The organism is Streptomyces sp. NPDC015661 (assembly GCF_043077765.1).
Taxonomy (GTDB): domain Bacteria; phylum Actinomycetota; class Actinomycetes; order Streptomycetales; family Streptomycetaceae; genus Streptomyces.
Genome location: NZ_JBIBST010000003.1, coordinates 70,653 through 86,815, shown reverse-complemented (window position 1 = coordinate 86,815; position 16,163 = coordinate 70,653). Strand labels below are relative to the sequence as shown.

16 protein-coding genes are annotated in these 16,163 nt (G+C 73.6%); 9 read left to right on the top strand and 7 right to left on the bottom strand.

The window, feature by feature from the left end; genetic code table 11:
* Positions 1 to 56: 56 nt before the first annotated feature.
* On the top strand, positions 57 to 869 hold the full coding sequence (locus tag ACF07V_RS08810; protein ID WP_392153411.1) for a potassium channel family protein: 813 nt from the start codon (positions 57 to 59) through the stop codon (positions 867 to 869).
* Here the strand turns inward: ACF07V_RS08810 and ACF07V_RS08805 are convergent.
* Positions 850 to 1,293, bottom strand: a complete 444-nt coding sequence (locus tag ACF07V_RS08805; protein ID WP_392152516.1) for a peptidase inhibitor family I36 protein — start codon at positions 1,291 to 1,293, stop codon at positions 850 to 852. The genes ACF07V_RS08810 and ACF07V_RS08805 overlap by 20 nt on opposite strands.
* A gap of 132 nt (positions 1,294 to 1,425) precedes the next feature.
* Positions 1,426 to 3,048: an MFS transporter gene (locus ACF07V_RS08800; protein ID WP_392152514.1), complete on the bottom strand. Its 1,623-nt coding sequence runs from the start codon at positions 3,046 to 3,048 to the stop codon at positions 1,426 to 1,428.
* 116 nt (positions 3,049 to 3,164) lie between these two features.
* Between ACF07V_RS08800 and ACF07V_RS08795 the strand changes: the two genes are divergently transcribed.
* From ACF07V_RS08795 to ACF07V_RS08765, 7 genes are all read left to right on the top strand, one after another.
* Complete coding sequence (locus tag ACF07V_RS08795; RefSeq protein ID WP_392152513.1) at positions 3,165 to 3,815, top strand: TetR family transcriptional regulator; 651 nt, start codon at positions 3,165 to 3,167, stop codon at positions 3,813 to 3,815.
* A 51-nt stretch (positions 3,816 to 3,866) separates the two neighbouring features.
* On the top strand, positions 3,867 to 5,078 hold the full coding sequence (locus tag ACF07V_RS08790; RefSeq protein WP_392152511.1) for an alpha/beta hydrolase: 1,212 nt from the start codon (positions 3,867 to 3,869) through the stop codon (positions 5,076 to 5,078).
* Positions 5,079 to 5,152: 74 nt separating this feature from the next.
* Positions 5,153 to 6,085, top strand: a complete 933-nt coding sequence (locus ACF07V_RS08785) for a DUF4429 domain-containing protein (protein ID WP_392152509.1) — start codon at positions 5,153 to 5,155, stop codon at positions 6,083 to 6,085.
* A 378-nt stretch (positions 6,086 to 6,463) separates the two neighbouring features.
* Positions 6,464 to 7,783: a sensor histidine kinase gene (locus tag ACF07V_RS08780; protein ID WP_392152507.1), complete on the top strand. Its 1,320-nt coding sequence runs from the start codon at positions 6,464 to 6,466 to the stop codon at positions 7,781 to 7,783.
* On the top strand, positions 7,780 to 8,460 hold the full coding sequence (locus ACF07V_RS08775; protein WP_392152505.1) for a response regulator: 681 nt from the start codon (positions 7,780 to 7,782) through the stop codon (positions 8,458 to 8,460). The genes ACF07V_RS08780 and ACF07V_RS08775 overlap by 4 nt, the downstream gene beginning before the upstream one ends.
* Before the next feature lie 164 nt (positions 8,461 to 8,624).
* Entirely contained in the window at positions 8,625 to 9,605 is a 981-nt protein-coding gene (locus ACF07V_RS08770) for an alpha/beta hydrolase (protein WP_392152504.1), read from the top strand.
* Positions 9,602 to 10,798, top strand: a complete 1,197-nt coding sequence (locus tag ACF07V_RS08765) for an acyltransferase (RefSeq protein WP_392152502.1) — start codon at positions 9,602 to 9,604, stop codon at positions 10,796 to 10,798. The genes ACF07V_RS08770 and ACF07V_RS08765 overlap by 4 nt, the downstream gene beginning before the upstream one ends.
* 38 nt (positions 10,799 to 10,836) lie before the next feature.
* Here the strand turns inward: ACF07V_RS08765 and ACF07V_RS08760 are convergent, their stop codons facing one another.
* Both ACF07V_RS08760 and ACF07V_RS08755 read right to left on the bottom strand, forming a co-directional pair.
* A complete protein-coding gene (locus ACF07V_RS08760; RefSeq protein ID WP_392152500.1) occupies positions 10,837 to 11,862 on the bottom strand; it encodes an aldo/keto reductase in 1,026 nt (341 codons plus the stop codon).
* Positions 11,859 to 12,272, bottom strand: a complete 414-nt coding sequence (locus ACF07V_RS08755; protein ID WP_392152498.1) for a MerR family transcriptional regulator — start codon at positions 12,270 to 12,272, stop codon at positions 11,859 to 11,861. The genes ACF07V_RS08760 and ACF07V_RS08755 overlap by 4 nt, the downstream gene beginning before the upstream one ends.
* A gap of 52 nt (positions 12,273 to 12,324) precedes the next feature.
* Here ACF07V_RS08755 and ACF07V_RS08750 point away from each other — a divergent pair, with 52 nt between their 5' ends.
* A complete protein-coding gene (locus tag ACF07V_RS08750; RefSeq protein WP_392152496.1) occupies positions 12,325 to 13,179 on the top strand; it encodes a serine hydrolase domain-containing protein in 855 nt (284 codons plus the stop codon).
* Between the two features lie 9 nt (positions 13,180 to 13,188).
* Here ACF07V_RS08750 and ACF07V_RS08745 read toward each other — a convergent pair whose 3' ends face one another.
* The 3 genes from ACF07V_RS08745 to ACF07V_RS08735 are packed head-to-tail and all read right to left on the bottom strand — an operon-like array spanning position 13,189 to position 16,045.
* Positions 13,189 to 13,857 (bottom strand): hypothetical protein, encoded by a 669-nt coding sequence (locus ACF07V_RS08745; protein ID WP_392152494.1) that lies wholly within the window; start codon positions 13,855 to 13,857, stop codon positions 13,189 to 13,191.
* Positions 13,854 to 15,353 (bottom strand): ATP-binding protein, encoded by a 1,500-nt coding sequence (locus ACF07V_RS08740; protein WP_392152493.1) that lies wholly within the window; start codon positions 15,351 to 15,353, stop codon positions 13,854 to 13,856. The genes ACF07V_RS08745 and ACF07V_RS08740 overlap by 4 nt, the downstream gene beginning before the upstream one ends.
* Before the next feature lie 8 nt (positions 15,354 to 15,361).
* Entirely contained in the window at positions 15,362 to 16,045 is a 684-nt protein-coding gene (locus tag ACF07V_RS08735; RefSeq protein WP_359516881.1) for a response regulator transcription factor, read from the bottom strand.
* Between the last annotated feature and the right edge of the window lie 118 nt (positions 16,046 to 16,163).

Sequence of the window (16,163 nt, the reverse complement as noted above, 5' to 3'; positions counted from 1 at the left end):
GTGGGACGCGGTCCCGCCGCCCTTCGGCATTCCTTACGATGCCGGTCATGCCCGTCATGAAACTTCGCTGGGAAGAGCGCACCCAGACACCGCTGCTGGTGCTCGCCGTCGCGTTCGGCATCGCCTACGCGGTGCCGATCGTGGCTCCCGGCGCCGAGCCGTGGGTGCACCGGCTGTGCACCCACGTCGAGTGGGGCGTCTGGGGTGCCTTCGCGCTCGACTACCTAGTCCGTCTCGGGCTCGCCCCGGAGCGCTGGCGCTTCGTCCGCGGCCATCCGCTGGACCTGCTCGCGGTGATACTGCCGATGGTGCAGCCGCTGCGGCTGCTGCGGGTCGTCTCCACGCTCCTCCTCGTGGGCAGGCGGGCCCGGATGGCCCCGCAGATAACGCTCACCACCTATGTGGCGGGGGCGGTGGTCGGGCTGATGATGTTCGGCTCGCTGGCCGTGCTGCACGTGGAGCGGGACGCGCCCAACGGCAACATCAAGACGCTCGGGGACGCGGTGTGGTGGTCGTTCACCACGATGACCACGGTCGGCTACGGCGACCACGCGCCGACCACGGGGCTCGGCCGGATCCTCGCGGTGGGCCTGATGCTCTCGGGCATCGCCCTGCTCGGTGTCGTCACGGCCAACATCGCGGCCTGGTTCATCTCGCGCTTCGACCGCGACGACGCCGTGGAGCGCCGGCAGACCGAGCTCCTGGAGGCGCTCACCCAGGAGGTCAGGGAGCTGCGCGCCGAGGTGGCGCGGCTGTCGTCCCCGCCGGGACATGGCCCGCACGAACCGCCCGGTCTCCACGGCCCGTCGGGCCCGCAGGAACCGCCGGGCCCGCACGAGGTCCCCTCGCCTACCGCTCCCAGACCTTGAACGCTCTGACCTCGTAGGCCGTCTGCGGCACCCAGGTCCCCCGCCCCGGGTACGTCTCGAACTCCCCCGTCTCCCCGCACTCGGCCGACTGGTAGGTGGTGACGGGGCGTCCGGTGCGGTTCGCGAGGGACTGGGCGGAGGTGCCGGGCGGCAGGGCGACGCAGTTGTCGATGTCGGTCGTGGCCAGCTCGTGCGTCCACGGCCTGCCCTTGAAGTCGGGCTTGGGCCAGAGACAGAGCCGGCCCGGTCCGCAGGCGCCGAGGGCGCTGCCCCCGGCGGGTGCGGCGCTCACGGGTGCCGCGCCCGCTGGCACGGCGCCCGCGGGCACGGCGCTCGCGGGCACGGCGCTCGCGGGCACGGCGAGGAGGGCGGTCAGGACCGCCGCGATCGTGAGAGCGGTCTTCGTATACCCACTGACGTACATGCTGATGAACCCCCGTTTCGTCACTCTCTGTAATCACGAGCATGGCGGAGGTCTCCCGGCGACGGAAGAGGGGCCGCCCCCGTTCACGCGAACGGGTGACGGCCCCCTACGGGAACCCTGACGGGGCGGACGTCAGATGTGACCGCCCATGCCGCCCGCCTCCGCGTTCTCGCCGCGCTTGGTGAGCGTGGCCACGAGGGCCGCGACGACGGCGACGCCGCCGGCGACGGTGAAGGCCAGGCCCATGCCGTCGAGGAAGGTGTCGTGGATGACCCCGGTGATCTGCTGGAAGAGCCCGGGGGTCATCCCCGGCGCCTGGGCCAGCTCCGGCGGGGCCATGCCGAACTCGGCGGCCTGCTCGAGACGCGGGTCGGCCGGGACCGGGATGCCGGCCTCCTTCCAGTTGCCCGCGAAGGCGTCGGAGACCTTGGAGGACATGACGGCGCCGAGCACCGCCGTGCCGAGCGCGCCGCCGACCTGCATGGCGGCCTGCTGGAGACCGCCGGCCACGCCGGAGAGTTCGAGCGGCGCGTTGCCGACGATGACCTCGGTCGCGCCGACCATGACCGGGGCAAGGCCCAGACCGAGCAGGGCGAACCAGAGGGACATGGCGAGGGTGCCGGTGCCGGCGGTGAGCGTGATCATGCCGAACATCGCGACGGCCGTGCAGATCATGCCGCCGACGAGCGGCACGCGCGGCCCGAACCTGGTGATGAGCGCGCCGGCCAGCGGCGAGGAGACGATCATCATCGCGGTCAGCGGCAGCAGGTGCAGACCGGCGTCGACCGGGCCGAGCCCCTTCACACCCTGGAGGTAGAAGGTCACGAAGAACAGGCCGCCCATGAAGGCGAAGGCCATCAGGACCATCAACACCACACCGGCCGAGAGCGGCACGGACCGGAACATGGCCAGCGGGATCAGCGGCTCCTTGACCTTGGTCTCCCAGAAGGCGAAGACCGCGAACAGGAACAGCGCGCCGATCAGGCAGCCCCAGGTCTTGCCGCTGGACCAGCCCCAGGACTCGCCGGCCTTGATGAGGCTCCACACGAGGGAGGCCATGGCACCGGAGAGCAGCAGGATGCCCAGGATGTCGAAGGAGCGCGGGGCGTTCTCGGCGCGGTGGTCCTTGAGGATGACCAGGCCGAGCACGAGCGCGAGCACGCCGACCGGCACGTTGATGAAGAAGACGGACTGCCAGCTGACGTGCTCCACCAGGAAGCCGCCGAGGATCGGGCCGCCCGCCGTGGACGCGCCGATGACCATGCCCCAGATGCCGATCGCCATGTTCAGCTTCTCGGCGGGGAAGGTGGCGCGCAGCAGGCCGAGCGCGGCCGGCATCAGCAGGGCGCCGAAGAGGCCCTGCAGGACGCGGAAGGCGATCACCGCGCCGATGGAGTGGGACAGGCCGATCGCGCCGGAGGCGGCGGCGAAGCCGGCGATGCCGATGAGGAAGGTCTGCCGGTGGCCGAAGCGGTCACCGAGCTTGCCGGCGGTGATCAGGGCGACGGCCAGGGCGAGCAGATAGCCGTTGGTGATCCACTGGACCTGGGCGAGGGTCGCGCCGAGGTCCTCCTTGATGGCCGGGTTGGCGATGGCGACGATCGTGCCGTCGAGCGCGACCATCATCACGCCCACGGCGACGGCGAACAGCGTCAACCACGGGTGGCCGCGCAGTCCCTTCGCCGGGACCGGTACGGGTTCCCGGGTGTCCCCCTGACCCTGCGGGGCCTTTTCCACGGTGGTCTGACTAGTCATGCAAAAGAGGCTAATGACAGTCACTGACAATTGACAAAGCGATTCACGCGTCGGTAACTGTCACGTAGCTCACAGGTACCCTGAGCAGACGAAATGCCGGAAAAGAGGACCTCGACGTGACCGTGCCCGTGTCCCTGCCCGGACTGCGCGAGCGGAAGAAACAGCGCACACGTGACGCGCTGACCCGGGTCGCCCTGGAGCTCTTCACCACCCAGGGGTACGAGCGGACCACCGTCGACGAGATCGTCGACGCCGTGGAGGTCTCCCAGCGCACCTTCTTCCGGTACTTCTCCTCCAAGGAGGAGGTCGCCTTCGCCGTCCAGCAGATGGTGGAGGAGCGCTTCGTGCACGCCCTCGGGCAGCGGCCCCCGGAGGAGGCGCCCCTCGACGCGATGCGCAACGCCGTCCTGTGCGCCTGGGACACCATCGGCGAGGCGATCGCCGAGGTCGTCCCCGTCGAGCTGCACCTGCGCACGTACCGCATGATCGAGTCGACGCCCGCGCTGCTCGCCGTCCATCTGCGCCGCTCCACGGAGATGGAGGAGACCATCGCCCGGATCATCGCCGCGCGCGAGGGCCTCGACGTCGACGAGGACCCCCGCCCCCGGATCGCGGTGGCGGCGTTCAGCGGGGTGATGCGGGTCACCGGCCAGATGTGGGGCCGCGGTACGGACCAGAGCCTGGAGGCCATCCGGGCGCTCACCGAGGACTACCTCGACCACCTCGGCCCGGCCCTGGCCCCGCACTGGCGGGAGCGGGAGCGGTAGGACCCCCCGCAGGTCCGGTGCCGTCATCTTCGCCCCGTAGGGTGGCCGCCCGTGACCTCCGTCGACTCCTCGCCCGCCGTCGTCGCCACGCGCGCGCTCCTCGCGCTCGCGGTGGTGTTCGTGCTCCTCGCGACCACCGGGTGGACCACCATCCGGCACCGGCCCGTGCCGTGGTCGTCCCGCACGGCCGCGCTCGCCGCCTGGGCGCGCGACCGGATCGACCACCGTCCGCTGCCCGACCCGGCCGCCCCGGCCCGTACCGTCGCCACCTTCTTCGCCGGACTCGGCCCCGCGGACGGCGCCCTGCTCGCCGCCCGGCACCCGCTCGTCGTCGGCAACCTCAACGGCGCCCCGGTCTCCCTGCGCTACCGCGCCAACCGGATCACCCTCGCGCGGGCGTACGCCGCCGAGCGCGGCAGGGTCGACGACACCAGGCTCTCCCCCGAGGGCCGGCACGAGGCCCGGCGCCGCGTCGACCGCTTCGCCTCGCTGATGCGGCCCGGCCGCCAGGTCCTCGCCTTCGACCCGACCGGTACGGGGCGGGCCGCCGAGGTCCTCGGGGACCTGGAGCGGGCCCGGCACGTCTCGGTGATCGTGCCCGGCGTCGACACCAACCTGCTCACCTTCCAGAAGAGCCACCGCCGGTACGCCGCACCGGCCGGCATGGCCGAGGCCCTCTACGCCGCCGAACGGAAGGCCGCGCCACGCGCGCACGTGGCGGTGGTCGCCTGGGCCGACTACACCGCGCCCGCCGGAATCGGCGTCGACGCGATGACCGGCCGGCTCGCCGAGGAAGGAGCCGCGCGCCTGATAGGCCTCACCGAGTCGCTGCCGCCGCGGACGCGCGTGGCGCTCTTCTGCCACAGCTACGGTTCCGTCCTCTGCGGGGTCGCCGCGCCCCGGCTGCCCGCCCAGGTGACCGACGTGGCCGTGGCCGGAAGCCCCGGGATGCGGGTCGAGCGGGCGGCCGAACTCGACAGCCCCGCGCGCGTGTGGGCCATGCGGGACGCCGACGACTGGATCGCCGACGTGCCGCACCTGGAGGTGGCCGGGGTCGGGCACGGCGCCGACCCCGTCGCGCCGGAGTTCGGCGCCAGGCTGCTCTCCGCACGCGGGGCACTCGGCCACAGCGGCTACTTCGAGCCGGGCACACAGAGCCTCGGCAACTTCGCCGCGATAGGCGTCGGGGCCTACCCGAAGCTGGTCTGCGCACGTGCCGACAGCGCTTGCCACGACGGAATATCCGGCACGGAAGGGCTCTGACGCGCGTAGATCACGCAATTTCGGGACCTTTCACAGGGGCGACGCACGGGCACGCGCCGCTTACGATGAGGCGTATGGGTGATGTGCTGGCCGGAATTCATGCCACCTGGGAGCTCGAGAGCGACGCACTCGTCATCCGCTTCGATCGGGGGATCCGCACGCCGAAGCTGTTCTCCGCGCTGCGCGAGAGACGGATACCGCACGAGGCGCTGGCGTCGGTGACGCTCACGCCCGGCAAGCGGGGCACCGTCGTGCTGCACGCCGTGCCGAGGCCGGGCGCCGATCCGCTGATGGAGGCGGCCGCGGGACAGCTCAAGGAAGGCAGCGATCCGTACCGCCTGGTCCTCCCGGCGGAACGCGAGACGCTCGCCGAGCAGTACCGGGACGAGCTGCGGGCGCTCCTCGCGTCGTACCCGGCGGCCGCGGGGGCCGCCGGGTACGAGGCGTACGCGCCGGAGGACGGGGCCGACGGGGGCGTCGCGCCCGCCGACCGGTTCCTGGTGGCGCCGCCGCCGGGGCCGCAGTCCTTCAAGGCGTACGACGGGAGGGCCAGCTTCGACGGGACCTCGGAGGTCGCGTTCCGCTGGTCCTGGACGGGGGCGACCACGGAGAAGTGGAAGTCGGGCGACCAGGTCTTCTCCGTACGGGACCTCTGCGGGGTCGAATGGCGCTCGCCGGACGGCGTCGACGGGTACCTGCGGCTGGTGCCGCGGGGCGGCGGGGCCCGGGCCGACCGGCCCGACCAGGACCCGGCGTGCGTCGTCTTCGGCCGCTACGGGCCGGTGTACGAGTCCCTGACCTTCGCGGCCTCGGTCCTCGCGGCGACCCGGAGCAAGGACCGGACGCCCGTACCCGTCGCGGCCCCGGCCGGGGGGCGGGACGGGGAGGCTCGGGATCCGGGGGCGGTGGCTGAAAGGATTCGGCACTTGGGGGAGCTGCATCAGGCGGGGCTGGTCACGGATGCGGAGTTCTCGGCGAAGAAGGCGGAACTCCTGGCGGAACTCTGAGGCGACGGCGCGCCTCGCGGGGACCGCGCCCCGGCGGGACCGGCGCCCACAACGGGGGCGGGTGGGTGGGCACCGCCCCGGACCGGTGCCCACAACGGGGGGCCGCGGGGGGGGCACCGCCCCGGCGGGACCGGCGCCCACAACGGGGGCGGGTGGGTGGGCACCGCCCCGGACCGGCGCCCACAGCAGGGGGCGGCGGGTGGGCACCGCCCCGGACCGGCGCCCACAACGGGGGGGGCGGCGGGGGGGCACCGCCCCGGCGGGGCCGGTGCCCGCAACGGGGGCGGCGGGGGGGTGGGTCATACCTCGGTATCACCTCTCGGGCCGGTCTCCGGTATGACGTGCGGTGGTGGGGGGGCTGCCTACCCTGGGCTCGTCATGGTTACCGCATCGCGGCCCGAGCCGCCCTCCGCTTCCCCGCCCGCCGTCCGTCGTCGGGCCCGTGAGATGTTCCAGGGTCTCGGGGCCGCCCTCACCACCCCGAGCTCGCCGGGGGCCCCGCTTCTCGCGGGTGCCGCGGGACGCTCGGTGCGGCTGCTGCCGTACGTCGTCGCCCTCGCGTTCACCGCCGCGCTCCTCCCCTCCACCGTCCTGCTCCTCATCAACGACTACGGCGTCAACGGCGCCCTCGCCGGCGCCCTCGGCACCGCCCAGGCCGCGCCGCTGCTCCTCGCCGTCACCCGCCCCCTCCAGGCCTGGTGGATCGTCTTCGCCGCCGATGTGCTGGGCGCGCTCGTCCTGCTCGGCTCGGACGGTCCCCACGCGGAGATGTGGCCGTGGACCCCGCCGGTGATCATCGGCTACTGCGCCCTCATGGTCGCGCTCGGACTGCGCGAGTCCCGCCGGGCGCTGTTCGGGGTGTGGCTGGCCACCGGCGTGGCCGGTTTCGTCCTGGAGGCCTTCCGGCCCGCCGGGCTCACCAGCCTCCACGTCCTTCTGCTCGTCCTGAGCGGCGTGCTGCTGCTCCTCACCTCGGCGGTCCGTGCCCGCGGCGACGCGCAGCGGAGGCTCGCCGAGCAGGAGACCATCAGCGAGGCCGAGCGGGCCCGCCGCACGCTCCTGGAGGAGCGGGCCAGGATCGCCCGCGAGCTGCACGACGTCGTCGCCCACCACATGTCCGTGATCACCGTGCAGGCGGACTCGGCCCCGTACCGCATCCCCGAACTCCCGGAGGCCGCCCGCGAGGAGTTCACCTCGATCGCGGCGAGCGCCCGGGAGTCGCTGGCCGAGATGCGGCGGCTGCTCTCGGTGCTGCGCAGTGACGGCAGCGAGGGCGAGCGGGCTCCGCAGCCGGGTCTCGACCGGGTCCAGCAGCTCGTCGAGGCGACCGTACGCGCGGGCGTGCCGGCGGAGCTGCGGCTCGCCGCCGATCTCGGGGACCTGCCGCAGGCGGTGGACCTGTCCGCGTACCGGATCGTGCAGGAGGCCCTCGCCAACGTCGTACGGCACGCGCCCGGGGCCTCGACCCGTGTGTCGGTACGGGCCGACGACGGCTGGCTGACCGTCCTCGTCGTCAACGGGCCTTCCCTGGAGGAGCGTTCGTCCGTCGAGCGCGGCGCCACCGGCACCGGGCACGGGCTCGTCGGCATGCGGGAACGCGTACGGTTGACCGGCGGCTCCCTGGACACCGGGCCGCTGCCGGACGGCGGCTTCCGGGTCGCGGCCCGGCTTCCCCTGCACACGAAGGACACCGAGTGACCATCCGCGTGATCATCGTCGACGACCAGGCCATGGTGCGGGCCGGTTTCGCCGCACTGCTCGCCGCGCAGCCCGACATCGACGTGGTCGGCGAGGCACCGGACGGGCGGCAGGGCGTGGAGGTGGCGCGTTCGGCGCACCCGGACGTGGTCCTGATGGACGTGCGGATGCCGGAGCTGGACGGGCTCGCGGCCGCCCGGGAGATCCTGCACCCGCCGGCCGGGGTCACGCACCTGCCGAAGGTGCTGATGCTGACCACCTTCGACGTCGACGACTACGTGTACGAGGCGCTGCGCGCGGGCGCGTCCGGCTTCCTCCTCAAGGACGCGCCGCCGGCCGACCTCATCGCGGCGGTACGGGTGGTGGCGGCGGGCGAGGCGCTGCTCGCCCCGTCCGTGACCCGGCGTCTCATCGCCGACTTCGCGGCCTCGCGCCCGGCGCCCCGCCGGGACACCACGGCGCTGCGCCTGAACGGGCTCACCCCGCGCGAGACGGAGGTCCTGGAGCTGATCGCCCGGGGCCTGTCCAACCAGGAGATCGCGGACGGCCTGATCCTCGCCGAGCAGACGGTGAAGACCCACATCGGCCGGGTCCTCGCCAAGCTGGACCTGCGCGACCGGGCGCAGGCGGTGGTCTTCGCGTACGAGTCGGGCCTGGTCACGCCCGGCACGAGCTGACCCCGACCGCCCGGGGGAAAACCCCACCCCCGTCCTCGGGTTGGCCGCTCCTCCACCCCCTACCCGGGTATCAGACGGGAGTTGGCTCCCCGGTGTGACGTGCCGTCACCCGCCGTCTTCCTACCTTCCTCTCGCCAACGACAAGAGCGAGGGAGGGCGGGCCGATGCGCCGCTTCACGAGGACCCTGATCACCGCGGCCGTGGTGACCGGCGTGATCGCCGGGACGGCCGGCTGGGCGTCCGGGAACACCCAGGAGGCCGTGACCGGGGCCCCGGCCGGGACGGCGGCGTGGCGGGGTGCGGGGCTGCCGGACCCGGAGCGGATGGGCCCGGACGAGGTCGCGCGGTTCTTCGCGGGGCTGAGTCCCGTACAGCGGGAAAAGCTGGTCCGGACGTACCCGACCGTTGTCGGGAACCTCGACGGGGCGCCCCTGGAGCTGCGGTACGAGGCCAACGCCCGCTCCACGCACGGGGAGTTCGCCGGGGCTCGGGTCCTCGCGCACGATCCGCGCGGCCGGGGGCAGGTGGCCCTGGTCTACGGGGACCTGGCGCGGGCCGAGCACGTGGCCGTGATCGTGCCGGGCTCCGACATCGACGCGGACCACGTCAAGCCGCTCTCCGACATGGCGTCCGAGCTGCGCCGGGCGACCGGCGGCCGTACGGCGGTCGTCGCCTGGGCCGGGTACACCACGCCCGTCGGCCTCGGGCTCGACGCGGCCACCGGTCGGCTCGCGGAGGCCGGGGCGGAGCGTCTGACCCGGTTCACGGACGGCCTGTCGGCCGTCGGCGCGGCCCAGCCGTCCCTGTTCTGCCACAGCTACGGCTCCGTGGTCTGCGGCCTCGCCGCCCACCGGCTGAAGGCCAAGGACCTGGTGGTCTTCGGCTCCCCCGGGATGCGCGCCGAGAACGTCTCCGAGCTCGGCACCTCCGCCCGGGTCTGGGCGGCGAAGGATCCCACCGACTGGATCGACCGGGTCCCGAACGTCGAGTTCGCGGGGCTCGGGCACGGCGCCGACCCCACCGACCCCGCGTTCGGGGCGCGCCGGATCCCGGCCGGGGACGCCGCCGGGCACGGCGGCTACTTCGCGCCCGGCACCACTTCCCTCCGCGCGTTCGCCGCGATCGCCGAGGGGGACGTCCGATGAAGACGCTCGTCGCGAAGATCGAGTCCTCCACCCCCGCCCACCGCGACCGCGCGATCGACGGACTGCGCGCCCTCGCGCTGCTGGCCGTGCCGACCGGGCACTGGCTGCTCGGCGGTTTCACCCTCTCCTCCGACGGCGCGATCCACAACGCGAGCCCGCTCGGCACCTTCGCCGGCCTCGCCCCGGTGAGCTGGGTCCTCCAGATGCTCGGGATCTTCTTCCTCGTCGGCGGATACGCCTCGGTGCTGTCGTACCGGCGCCGGAAGGGCTCCACGCGCGCGTGGCTCGGTGGCCGGCTGGCCCGGCTCGGGCGTCCGGTGCTCGGGGTCACCGCCGTGTGGGCGGCGCTGCTGCCGATCCTCCACTTCGGTCTCGGAGTGCCCGTGGACACCCTGCGGACGGCGTCCACGCTGGTGATCCAGCCGCTCTGGTTCGTCGGGGTGTACACGGTGGTCACCGCGCTGACCCCGCTGTGCGTGCGGGCGGCCCGCCGTCTCGGGGTGTGGGCCGCGGCGCCGCTGCTCGGCTCGGTCGCCGTCGTCGACTTCCTGCGGTACGGGCCGTACGCCGACGCCGTGCCGTCCTGGCTGAGCCTGCTGAACATCCTGCCCGGCTGGCTGTTCGCCTATCAGCTCGGTGTGTCCTGGGGCGAGGGGCGGGTCACCAGGCGCCATGCGTGGGGGCTGCTGCTCGGCGGCGCCGCGCTCTTCGCCGCCCTGCTCCTCGCCTTCGGCTACCCGGCGTCGATGGTCGGCGTCCCCGGCGAGGCCCGCACCAACTCGCACCCGCCGTCGCTGCTCGTCCTCGCCCTCGCCGCCGCGCAGAGCGGTGCGGCGATCCTGCTCCGGGACCGGCTCGGCCGGCTCCTGAAGCGGCCCGCGCTGTGGGCGCCGGTCGTGGTGATCAACCTGTCCGCGATGACGATCCTGTGCTGGCACCAGACGGCGATGCTCACCGCCGCGATCCCCGCCTCGTACCTCGGGGAGATCCCCGGTCTCGTCGGCGCGCCGGACTCGGTCGGCTGGATCCTCGCCCGGCTCGCCTGGATGCCGGTCTTCGCCGGTCTCCTGGTTCTGATCGGCCGGTACGCGCGCGTCTTCGAGTCCCCGTGGGCGAAGACCGGCCCGGCCCGCCGCACCCTGGCGGGTCTTCTCGCGGCGGGCTTCGCGGTCTTCGCCCTGGGGCTGGCGTGAGGGGTGTCGTGCGGGACCTCTGCGGCACCCCCTCGGGGTCACACCTCCCGGGCCGCCGACGTGGAGCTCATGTCGGGGTACCGCTCGCCCGCCACCAGGCCCGCGATCGGCTCCAGCTCGGCGAGCTCGGCGGCGGTGAGGGTGATGCGGGTGGCGGCCGCGTTCTCCAGGAGGCGGGCGCGCTTGCGGGTGCCGGGGATGGGGACGACGGTGAGGCCGTGCACGGAGGCGCGCTGCTGCACCCAGGCGAGGGCGATCTGGGCCGGGGTCGCGCCGTGGGTGGCGGCGATCTTCCGGACCGGGTCGAGGAGGGCGGCGTTCCGCTCGGCGTTCTCGCCGGTGAACCGGGGCTGGTACTGGCGGAAGTCACCGCCCGACAGGTCCTTGGCGGCGTCCGCGAACGCGCCGGTCAGGAAGCCCCGGCCGAGCGGCGAGTACGGCACGAAGGTCACGCCGAGCTCGGCGGCGGCGCCGACGGCGCTGCGCTCCACGTCCCGGGAGAAGAGCGACCACTCCGACTGGAGGGCGGTGATCGGGTGCACCGCGTGGGCCTCGCGCAGCTCGGGCCCGGTGACCTCGCTCAGGCCGAGGAAGCGGACCTTGCCCTCCTGGACGAGCTCGGCCATCGCGCCGACGGACTCCGCGAAGGGGATCTCCGGGTCGCGGCGGTGCATGTAGTAGAGGTCGATGGTCTCGATGCCGAGGCGGCGCAGGCTGTTCTCCGCGGCCTTCTTGATGTACGCCGGGTCGTTGCGGACGGCCCGGTAGGTGGGGTCGTCGGCGCGGCGCTCTATGGCGAACTTGGTGGCGAGGGTGACCTCGTCGCGGTGGGCGGCGAGGAACGGGGCGAGGAACTCCTCGTTGGCGCCGCTGCCGTAGATGTCGGCGGTGTCGATCAGGGTGACGCCGGCCTCCAGGGCCGCGTCGAGGGTGTCGCGGGCGGCGGCCTCGTCGGTGTCGCCGTAGAACTCGCTGATGCCCATGGCGCCGAAGCCCTGGACGCCGGTCTCCGGTCCGTCCTGGCCGCCGAGACGCACGGTGTCGATCTTGGTCACGCTGGTCATGAAGGTGCTCCTCCGCTTGCGGTCCCGTAATGGCTGATCTTGATGTCGAGCACGGCGAGCGTGTCCTGGAGTTCGGTGATCCTGCTGAGGACGTCCCGCCGGGTGGCCTCCAGGAGCTCCCTTCGCGCGTCCCGGGTGTGGTCGCCCTCGCGCACCAGCTCGGCGTACCTGACCATGTCGGCGACCGGCATTCCGGTCAGCCGCAGCTTGCCGACGAAGGCCAGCCAGCCGAGGTCACGCTCGCTGAAGCGGCGCTGTCCGGTGTGCGAACGGTCGACGTGCGGCATGAGGCCGATCCGCTCGTACCAGCGCAGGGTGTGCGCGGTGAGTCCGGTCAGCGCGGCCACCTCGCTGATCGTGTAGCGGTCCTTCCCCGTAAGCCCGGTCGTGCTGCTCTCGATCACGCTCATGGGTCCCACGCTAAAACGTTGGAGTGCACTCGAAGCAAGTAGGCTCGGCCCCATGCAGAGCAGCGTGCCGAGCCTGGCGTCGATCGAGAACTGGCCCGTCCCCACCGCGGCGGCCGCCGTGGTCCGTGCGGACGGCACCCTGGCCGGGTCCCACGGCCCCACCGGGCAGCGCTTCCCGCTCGCCTCCGTCACCAAGCCGCTCGCGGCGTACGCCGTCCTCGTCGCGTACGAGGAGGGGGCGATCGACCTCGACGAGCCGGCCGGGCCCGAGGGCTCGACCGTCCGCCATCTGCTCGCCCACACCTCGGGGCTCGCGTTCGACGAGAACCGGGTCATGGCCGCGCCGGGCACCCGCCGGATCTACTCCAACACCGGTTTCGAGGCGCTCGGCGACCACGTCGCCAAGGCCACCGACATCCCCTTCGCCGAGTATCTGCACCAGGCGGTCCTGGAGCCCCTCGGCATGACCTCCACGACCCTGGAGGGCTCGCCCGCCAAGGACGGCGTGTCGACCGTGGATGACCTCGTGCGCTTCGCCGCCGAGGTGCAGGCGCCGCGGCTGCTCGACGCGCGGACCGTCCTGGACGCGATGACCGTCACGTACCCGGGCCTGACGGGCATCCTGCCCGGCTACGGGCACCAGAAGCCGAACGACTGGGGCCTCGGCTTCGAGATCCGTGACGGCAAGTCCCCGCACTGGACGGGCGCGAGCTCCTCGCCGCGCACCTTCGGGCACTTCGGGCAGTCCGGCACCTTCCTGTGGATCGACCCGGACGCCGGGTGGGCGGGCGGGAACACCACGGGGGCCGCGTGCGTGGCCCTCACCGACCGGCCCTTCGGGGCGTGGGCGGTCGAGGCCTGGCCGGCGTTCACGGACGCGGTGCTCGCGGACCTGCGGGCGCGCTGACCCGGGGGTCTATCTCTCGCAGCGGGTCGTCGGGAGCGTGCCGTCGAGGCCCACGACGCTCACGTCGACCATGCCCCCGCCGTCCTCCGCGTACGCGGCCGTGCAGACCAGCTGCTGGACGGCCGCCTCCGACAGGTCCAGGACGGGGAACGGCGACCGGAGCCGGACGATCCGGCGGCCCTCCGGATTCAGGCCTTCGATCTGCTCGGCGTGCGGCGCTTCCCTGGACACGGGGAGAGCCGTGGTCAGGCCCGCCGCGGTGTCGGCGTCGGCCGGTCCCGCGAGGAGCGCGCCGAGCACCTTGTCGGTGGCGACCCGCGTGCCGTGCTCTTCGTGCGGCTGCCCGGTGCCCAGTCCCTGGGCCTTCCGGTCCTGGGCCCACTCGGAGCCGCCCGCGGCGAAGGTCGGATCGGGGATCGGCGGCCCGACCTCGCGGACCACCGGGACCGGCCGGCCGTCCGGTCCGAGGAAGTAGAGCACCATGCGGAACTCGGGCGCCGGGGTGACGGCGACGGTCGCGGCGCCGCCCGCCTCCACGACGTCGCTCTGCTGTATGCCGCAGGCAGTGAGCGACACCACGGCGAGCAGGGCCACGGCGACGGCCGACCGGCGCCGCACCGCCACGGCCGCCGCCGACCGGCGCCGCACCGCCACGGCGGCTGCCGTCCGGCGCCTCACAGCGGCATCCGTACGATGAAGACCGCCCCGCCCGCCGGGTGGTTGGCGGCGCGGACGGTGCCGCCGTGCAGCCGGACGTTCTCCAGGGTGATCGCCAGGCCCAGGCCGCTGCCCGCCGAACGGGTTCTGGCCTGGTCCGCCTTGTAGAAGCGGTCGAAGACGTGCGGCAGGACGTCCGGGTGGATGCCCGGTCCCCGGTCGGCGACCTCCGTCACCAGCTCGTCCCCCTCCGCGTACAGCCTGACCGTCACCGGCGCGGCCCCGTGCCGCAGGGCGTTTCCGACGAGGTTGGCGACGACGACGTCGAAACGGCGCGGGTCGAGCCGGGCCCTGATGCCCTCCTCAAGGTACGGGACGACCTGCGCCGGGTCCGTCCAGTGCCGGTGCTGGAGGGTCTTGCGGACGCAGTCGGCGGCGTCGACCTCGTCGGTGTGCAGCTCGGCGGCGCGCGCGTCGAAGCGGGAGATCTCCATCAGGTCCTCGACGAGCACGGCGAGTTTCCCGGTCTCGGCGCTGATCAGCCGGACGGCGCGGGCGGTGTCGCTGTCGAGGCTCCCGGCGTCCTCGTCGAGGACCTCGGTGACCGCGAGCATGCCGGCGAGCGGGGTGCGCAGCTCGTGCGAGACGTCGGAGGCGAAGCGGCGGGCGCGGGCCTCGGCGTTGCGGAGTTCCGCGACGGAACGTTCCAGCTGGGCGGCCGACTCGTTGAACGTGCGGGCGAGATCGGCGAGTTCGTCGCTGCCCTTGGCGTGGATGCGGGTGTCGAGCCGTCCCCGGCCCATGCTGTGGGCCGCGCGCCGCAGTTCCCGTACGGGGCGGAGCACGCCGCGGGAGGCGATGAGCGCGGGGACGAGGGCCACGGCCAGGGCCGGGAGGGCGCCGTCGCGGGCGGCGCTGACCATGGCCTCGATGTTCGCCTCCTCGTCGTCGAGTTCCATCACGGCGTAGAAGACGAGGCCGGTGGGCTGGGCGGTCCCCTGGGTCGCGTGGGTGCGGAAGACGGCGGGGACGGCGATGGTCAGGTACGGGGTGCCGTTCTTCACGACCCGCTGGAAGCTGCCGTGCGGCGTTCCGGGCCGGGCCTGGGCGCGGGCCCGCAGCTCGGGGGTGATGACGGAGGAGGTGGAGCGGTCGGTGGAGGAGACGTGGAGGGTGCCGTACTCGGCGTAGACCCGCCAGGGGCGGGGCTTGCCCTGGCGGGCGATGGAGAGGGCCACGTCCCGCAGGGAGTCCGCGTTGACGGGCAGGCTGATGACGAGCGGGTCGACCTGGTCGCGCAGGGCGGAGACGGCGGTGTCCTGGGTCTGTTCCAGGATGGCGTTGCGGGCGGCGCGGTAGGTGAGCGCGGCGGTGGTCCCGCAGCCGACGGCCGCGACGAGGAGGAAGGCGAGGACGAGGCGGGTGCGGAGGCCGAAGGGGTACGGACGGGGGCGGCGGGCGCGGCGCCGGGCCCTTCCTGCCTGCGGTTCCGTGTCCGTGTCCGGCTCCGGGGTCATGCAGGCCTTCACAGCGGACCGAAGCGGTAGCCGAAGCCCCGCAGGGTCTGGATGTACCGGGGTTCGCCCGGGGTGTCCTCGATCTTGTTGCGCAGCCGGCGGACGCAGGCGTCCACGAGCCGGGCGTCGCCGTGGTAGCTGTGCTCCCAGACGTGTTCGAGGAGCTGCTGCCGGCTGAAGACCTGCTCGGGGGCGGCCGTGAGGTGCAGCAGCAGCTTCAGCTCGGAGGGGGCGAGGGCGAGTCGCTCGCCCGCCTTGGCGACGGTCAGGCCGGCCCGGTCGATGGCGAGCTCCCCGTGGAACTCGACGGCGGAGCGGCCGGAGCCGGGCTCCTCGATGCGCCGCAGCACGGCCCGTATCCGGGCCTCGATGACCTCGGTGCGGGCGGGCTTGACGATGTAGTCGTCGGCCCCGGCCTCCAGGCCCACGACGACGTCGAAGTCGTCGCCCCGCGCGGTGAGCATGATGATCGGGAGCTGGCTGCTCTCCCGGACCCGGCGGCAGACCTGGACGCCGTTCATGCCGGGGAGCATCAGGTCCAGGAGCAGCAGGTCGGGCCGGAACTCCCCGAGCGCGGCGAGGCCCGCCTCGCCGGTGGGGGCGGTCCGGACGTCGTGCCCGCGGCGGCGGAGACCCAGCTCGACGCCCTCGCGGACGGAGGGGTCGTCTTCTATGAGGAGCACGCGGGGCATGTGTGGAGTATCCCAAGGTCGGTACGGGCGCCCCCAGGGGGCGGGGCGTCGGGTGCGGCGGGCCACCCCCACGGGGCGAGGGCGTCAGTCGGGTGCGGCGGGCCACCCCCACGGGGCG

What these genes read in the sequence shown, in the direction of transcription:
- ACF07V_RS08810 (WP_392153411.1), top strand. Translation starts at nt 57, where the DNA reads ATGAAACTTCGCTGGGAAGAGCGCACCCAGACACCGCTGCTGGTGCTC.
- ACF07V_RS08805 (WP_392152516.1), bottom strand. Translation starts at nt 1,293, where the DNA reads ATGTACGTCAGTGGGTATACGAAGACCGCTCTCACGATCGCGGCGGTC.
- ACF07V_RS08800 (WP_392152514.1), bottom strand. Translation starts at nt 3,048, where the DNA reads ATGACTAGTCAGACCACCGTGGAAAAGGCCCCGCAGGGTCAGGGGGAC.
- ACF07V_RS08785 (WP_392152509.1), top strand. Translation starts at nt 5,153, where the DNA reads ATGGGTGATGTGCTGGCCGGAATTCATGCCACCTGGGAGCTCGAGAGC.
- ACF07V_RS08780 (WP_392152507.1), top strand. Translation starts at nt 6,464, where the DNA reads ATGGTTACCGCATCGCGGCCCGAGCCGCCCTCCGCTTCCCCGCCCGCC.
- ACF07V_RS08770 (WP_392152504.1), top strand. Translation starts at nt 8,625, where the DNA reads ATGCGCCGCTTCACGAGGACCCTGATCACCGCGGCCGTGGTGACCGGC.
- ACF07V_RS08765 (WP_392152502.1), top strand. Translation starts at nt 9,602, where the DNA reads ATGAAGACGCTCGTCGCGAAGATCGAGTCCTCCACCCCCGCCCACCGC.
- ACF07V_RS08760 (WP_392152500.1), bottom strand. Translation starts at nt 11,862, where the DNA reads ATGACCAGCGTGACCAAGATCGACACCGTGCGTCTCGGCGGCCAGGAC.
- ACF07V_RS08755 (WP_392152498.1), bottom strand. Translation starts at nt 12,272, where the DNA reads ATGAGCGTGATCGAGAGCAGCACGACCGGGCTTACGGGGAAGGACCGC.
- ACF07V_RS08750 (WP_392152496.1), top strand. Translation starts at nt 12,325, where the DNA reads ATGCAGAGCAGCGTGCCGAGCCTGGCGTCGATCGAGAACTGGCCCGTC.
- ACF07V_RS08740 (WP_392152493.1), bottom strand. Translation starts at nt 15,353, where the DNA reads ATGACCCCGGAGCCGGACACGGACACGGAACCGCAGGCAGGAAGGGCC.
- ACF07V_RS08735 (WP_359516881.1), bottom strand. Translation starts at nt 16,045, where the DNA reads ATGCCCCGCGTGCTCCTCATAGAAGACGACCCCTCCGTCCGCGAGGGC.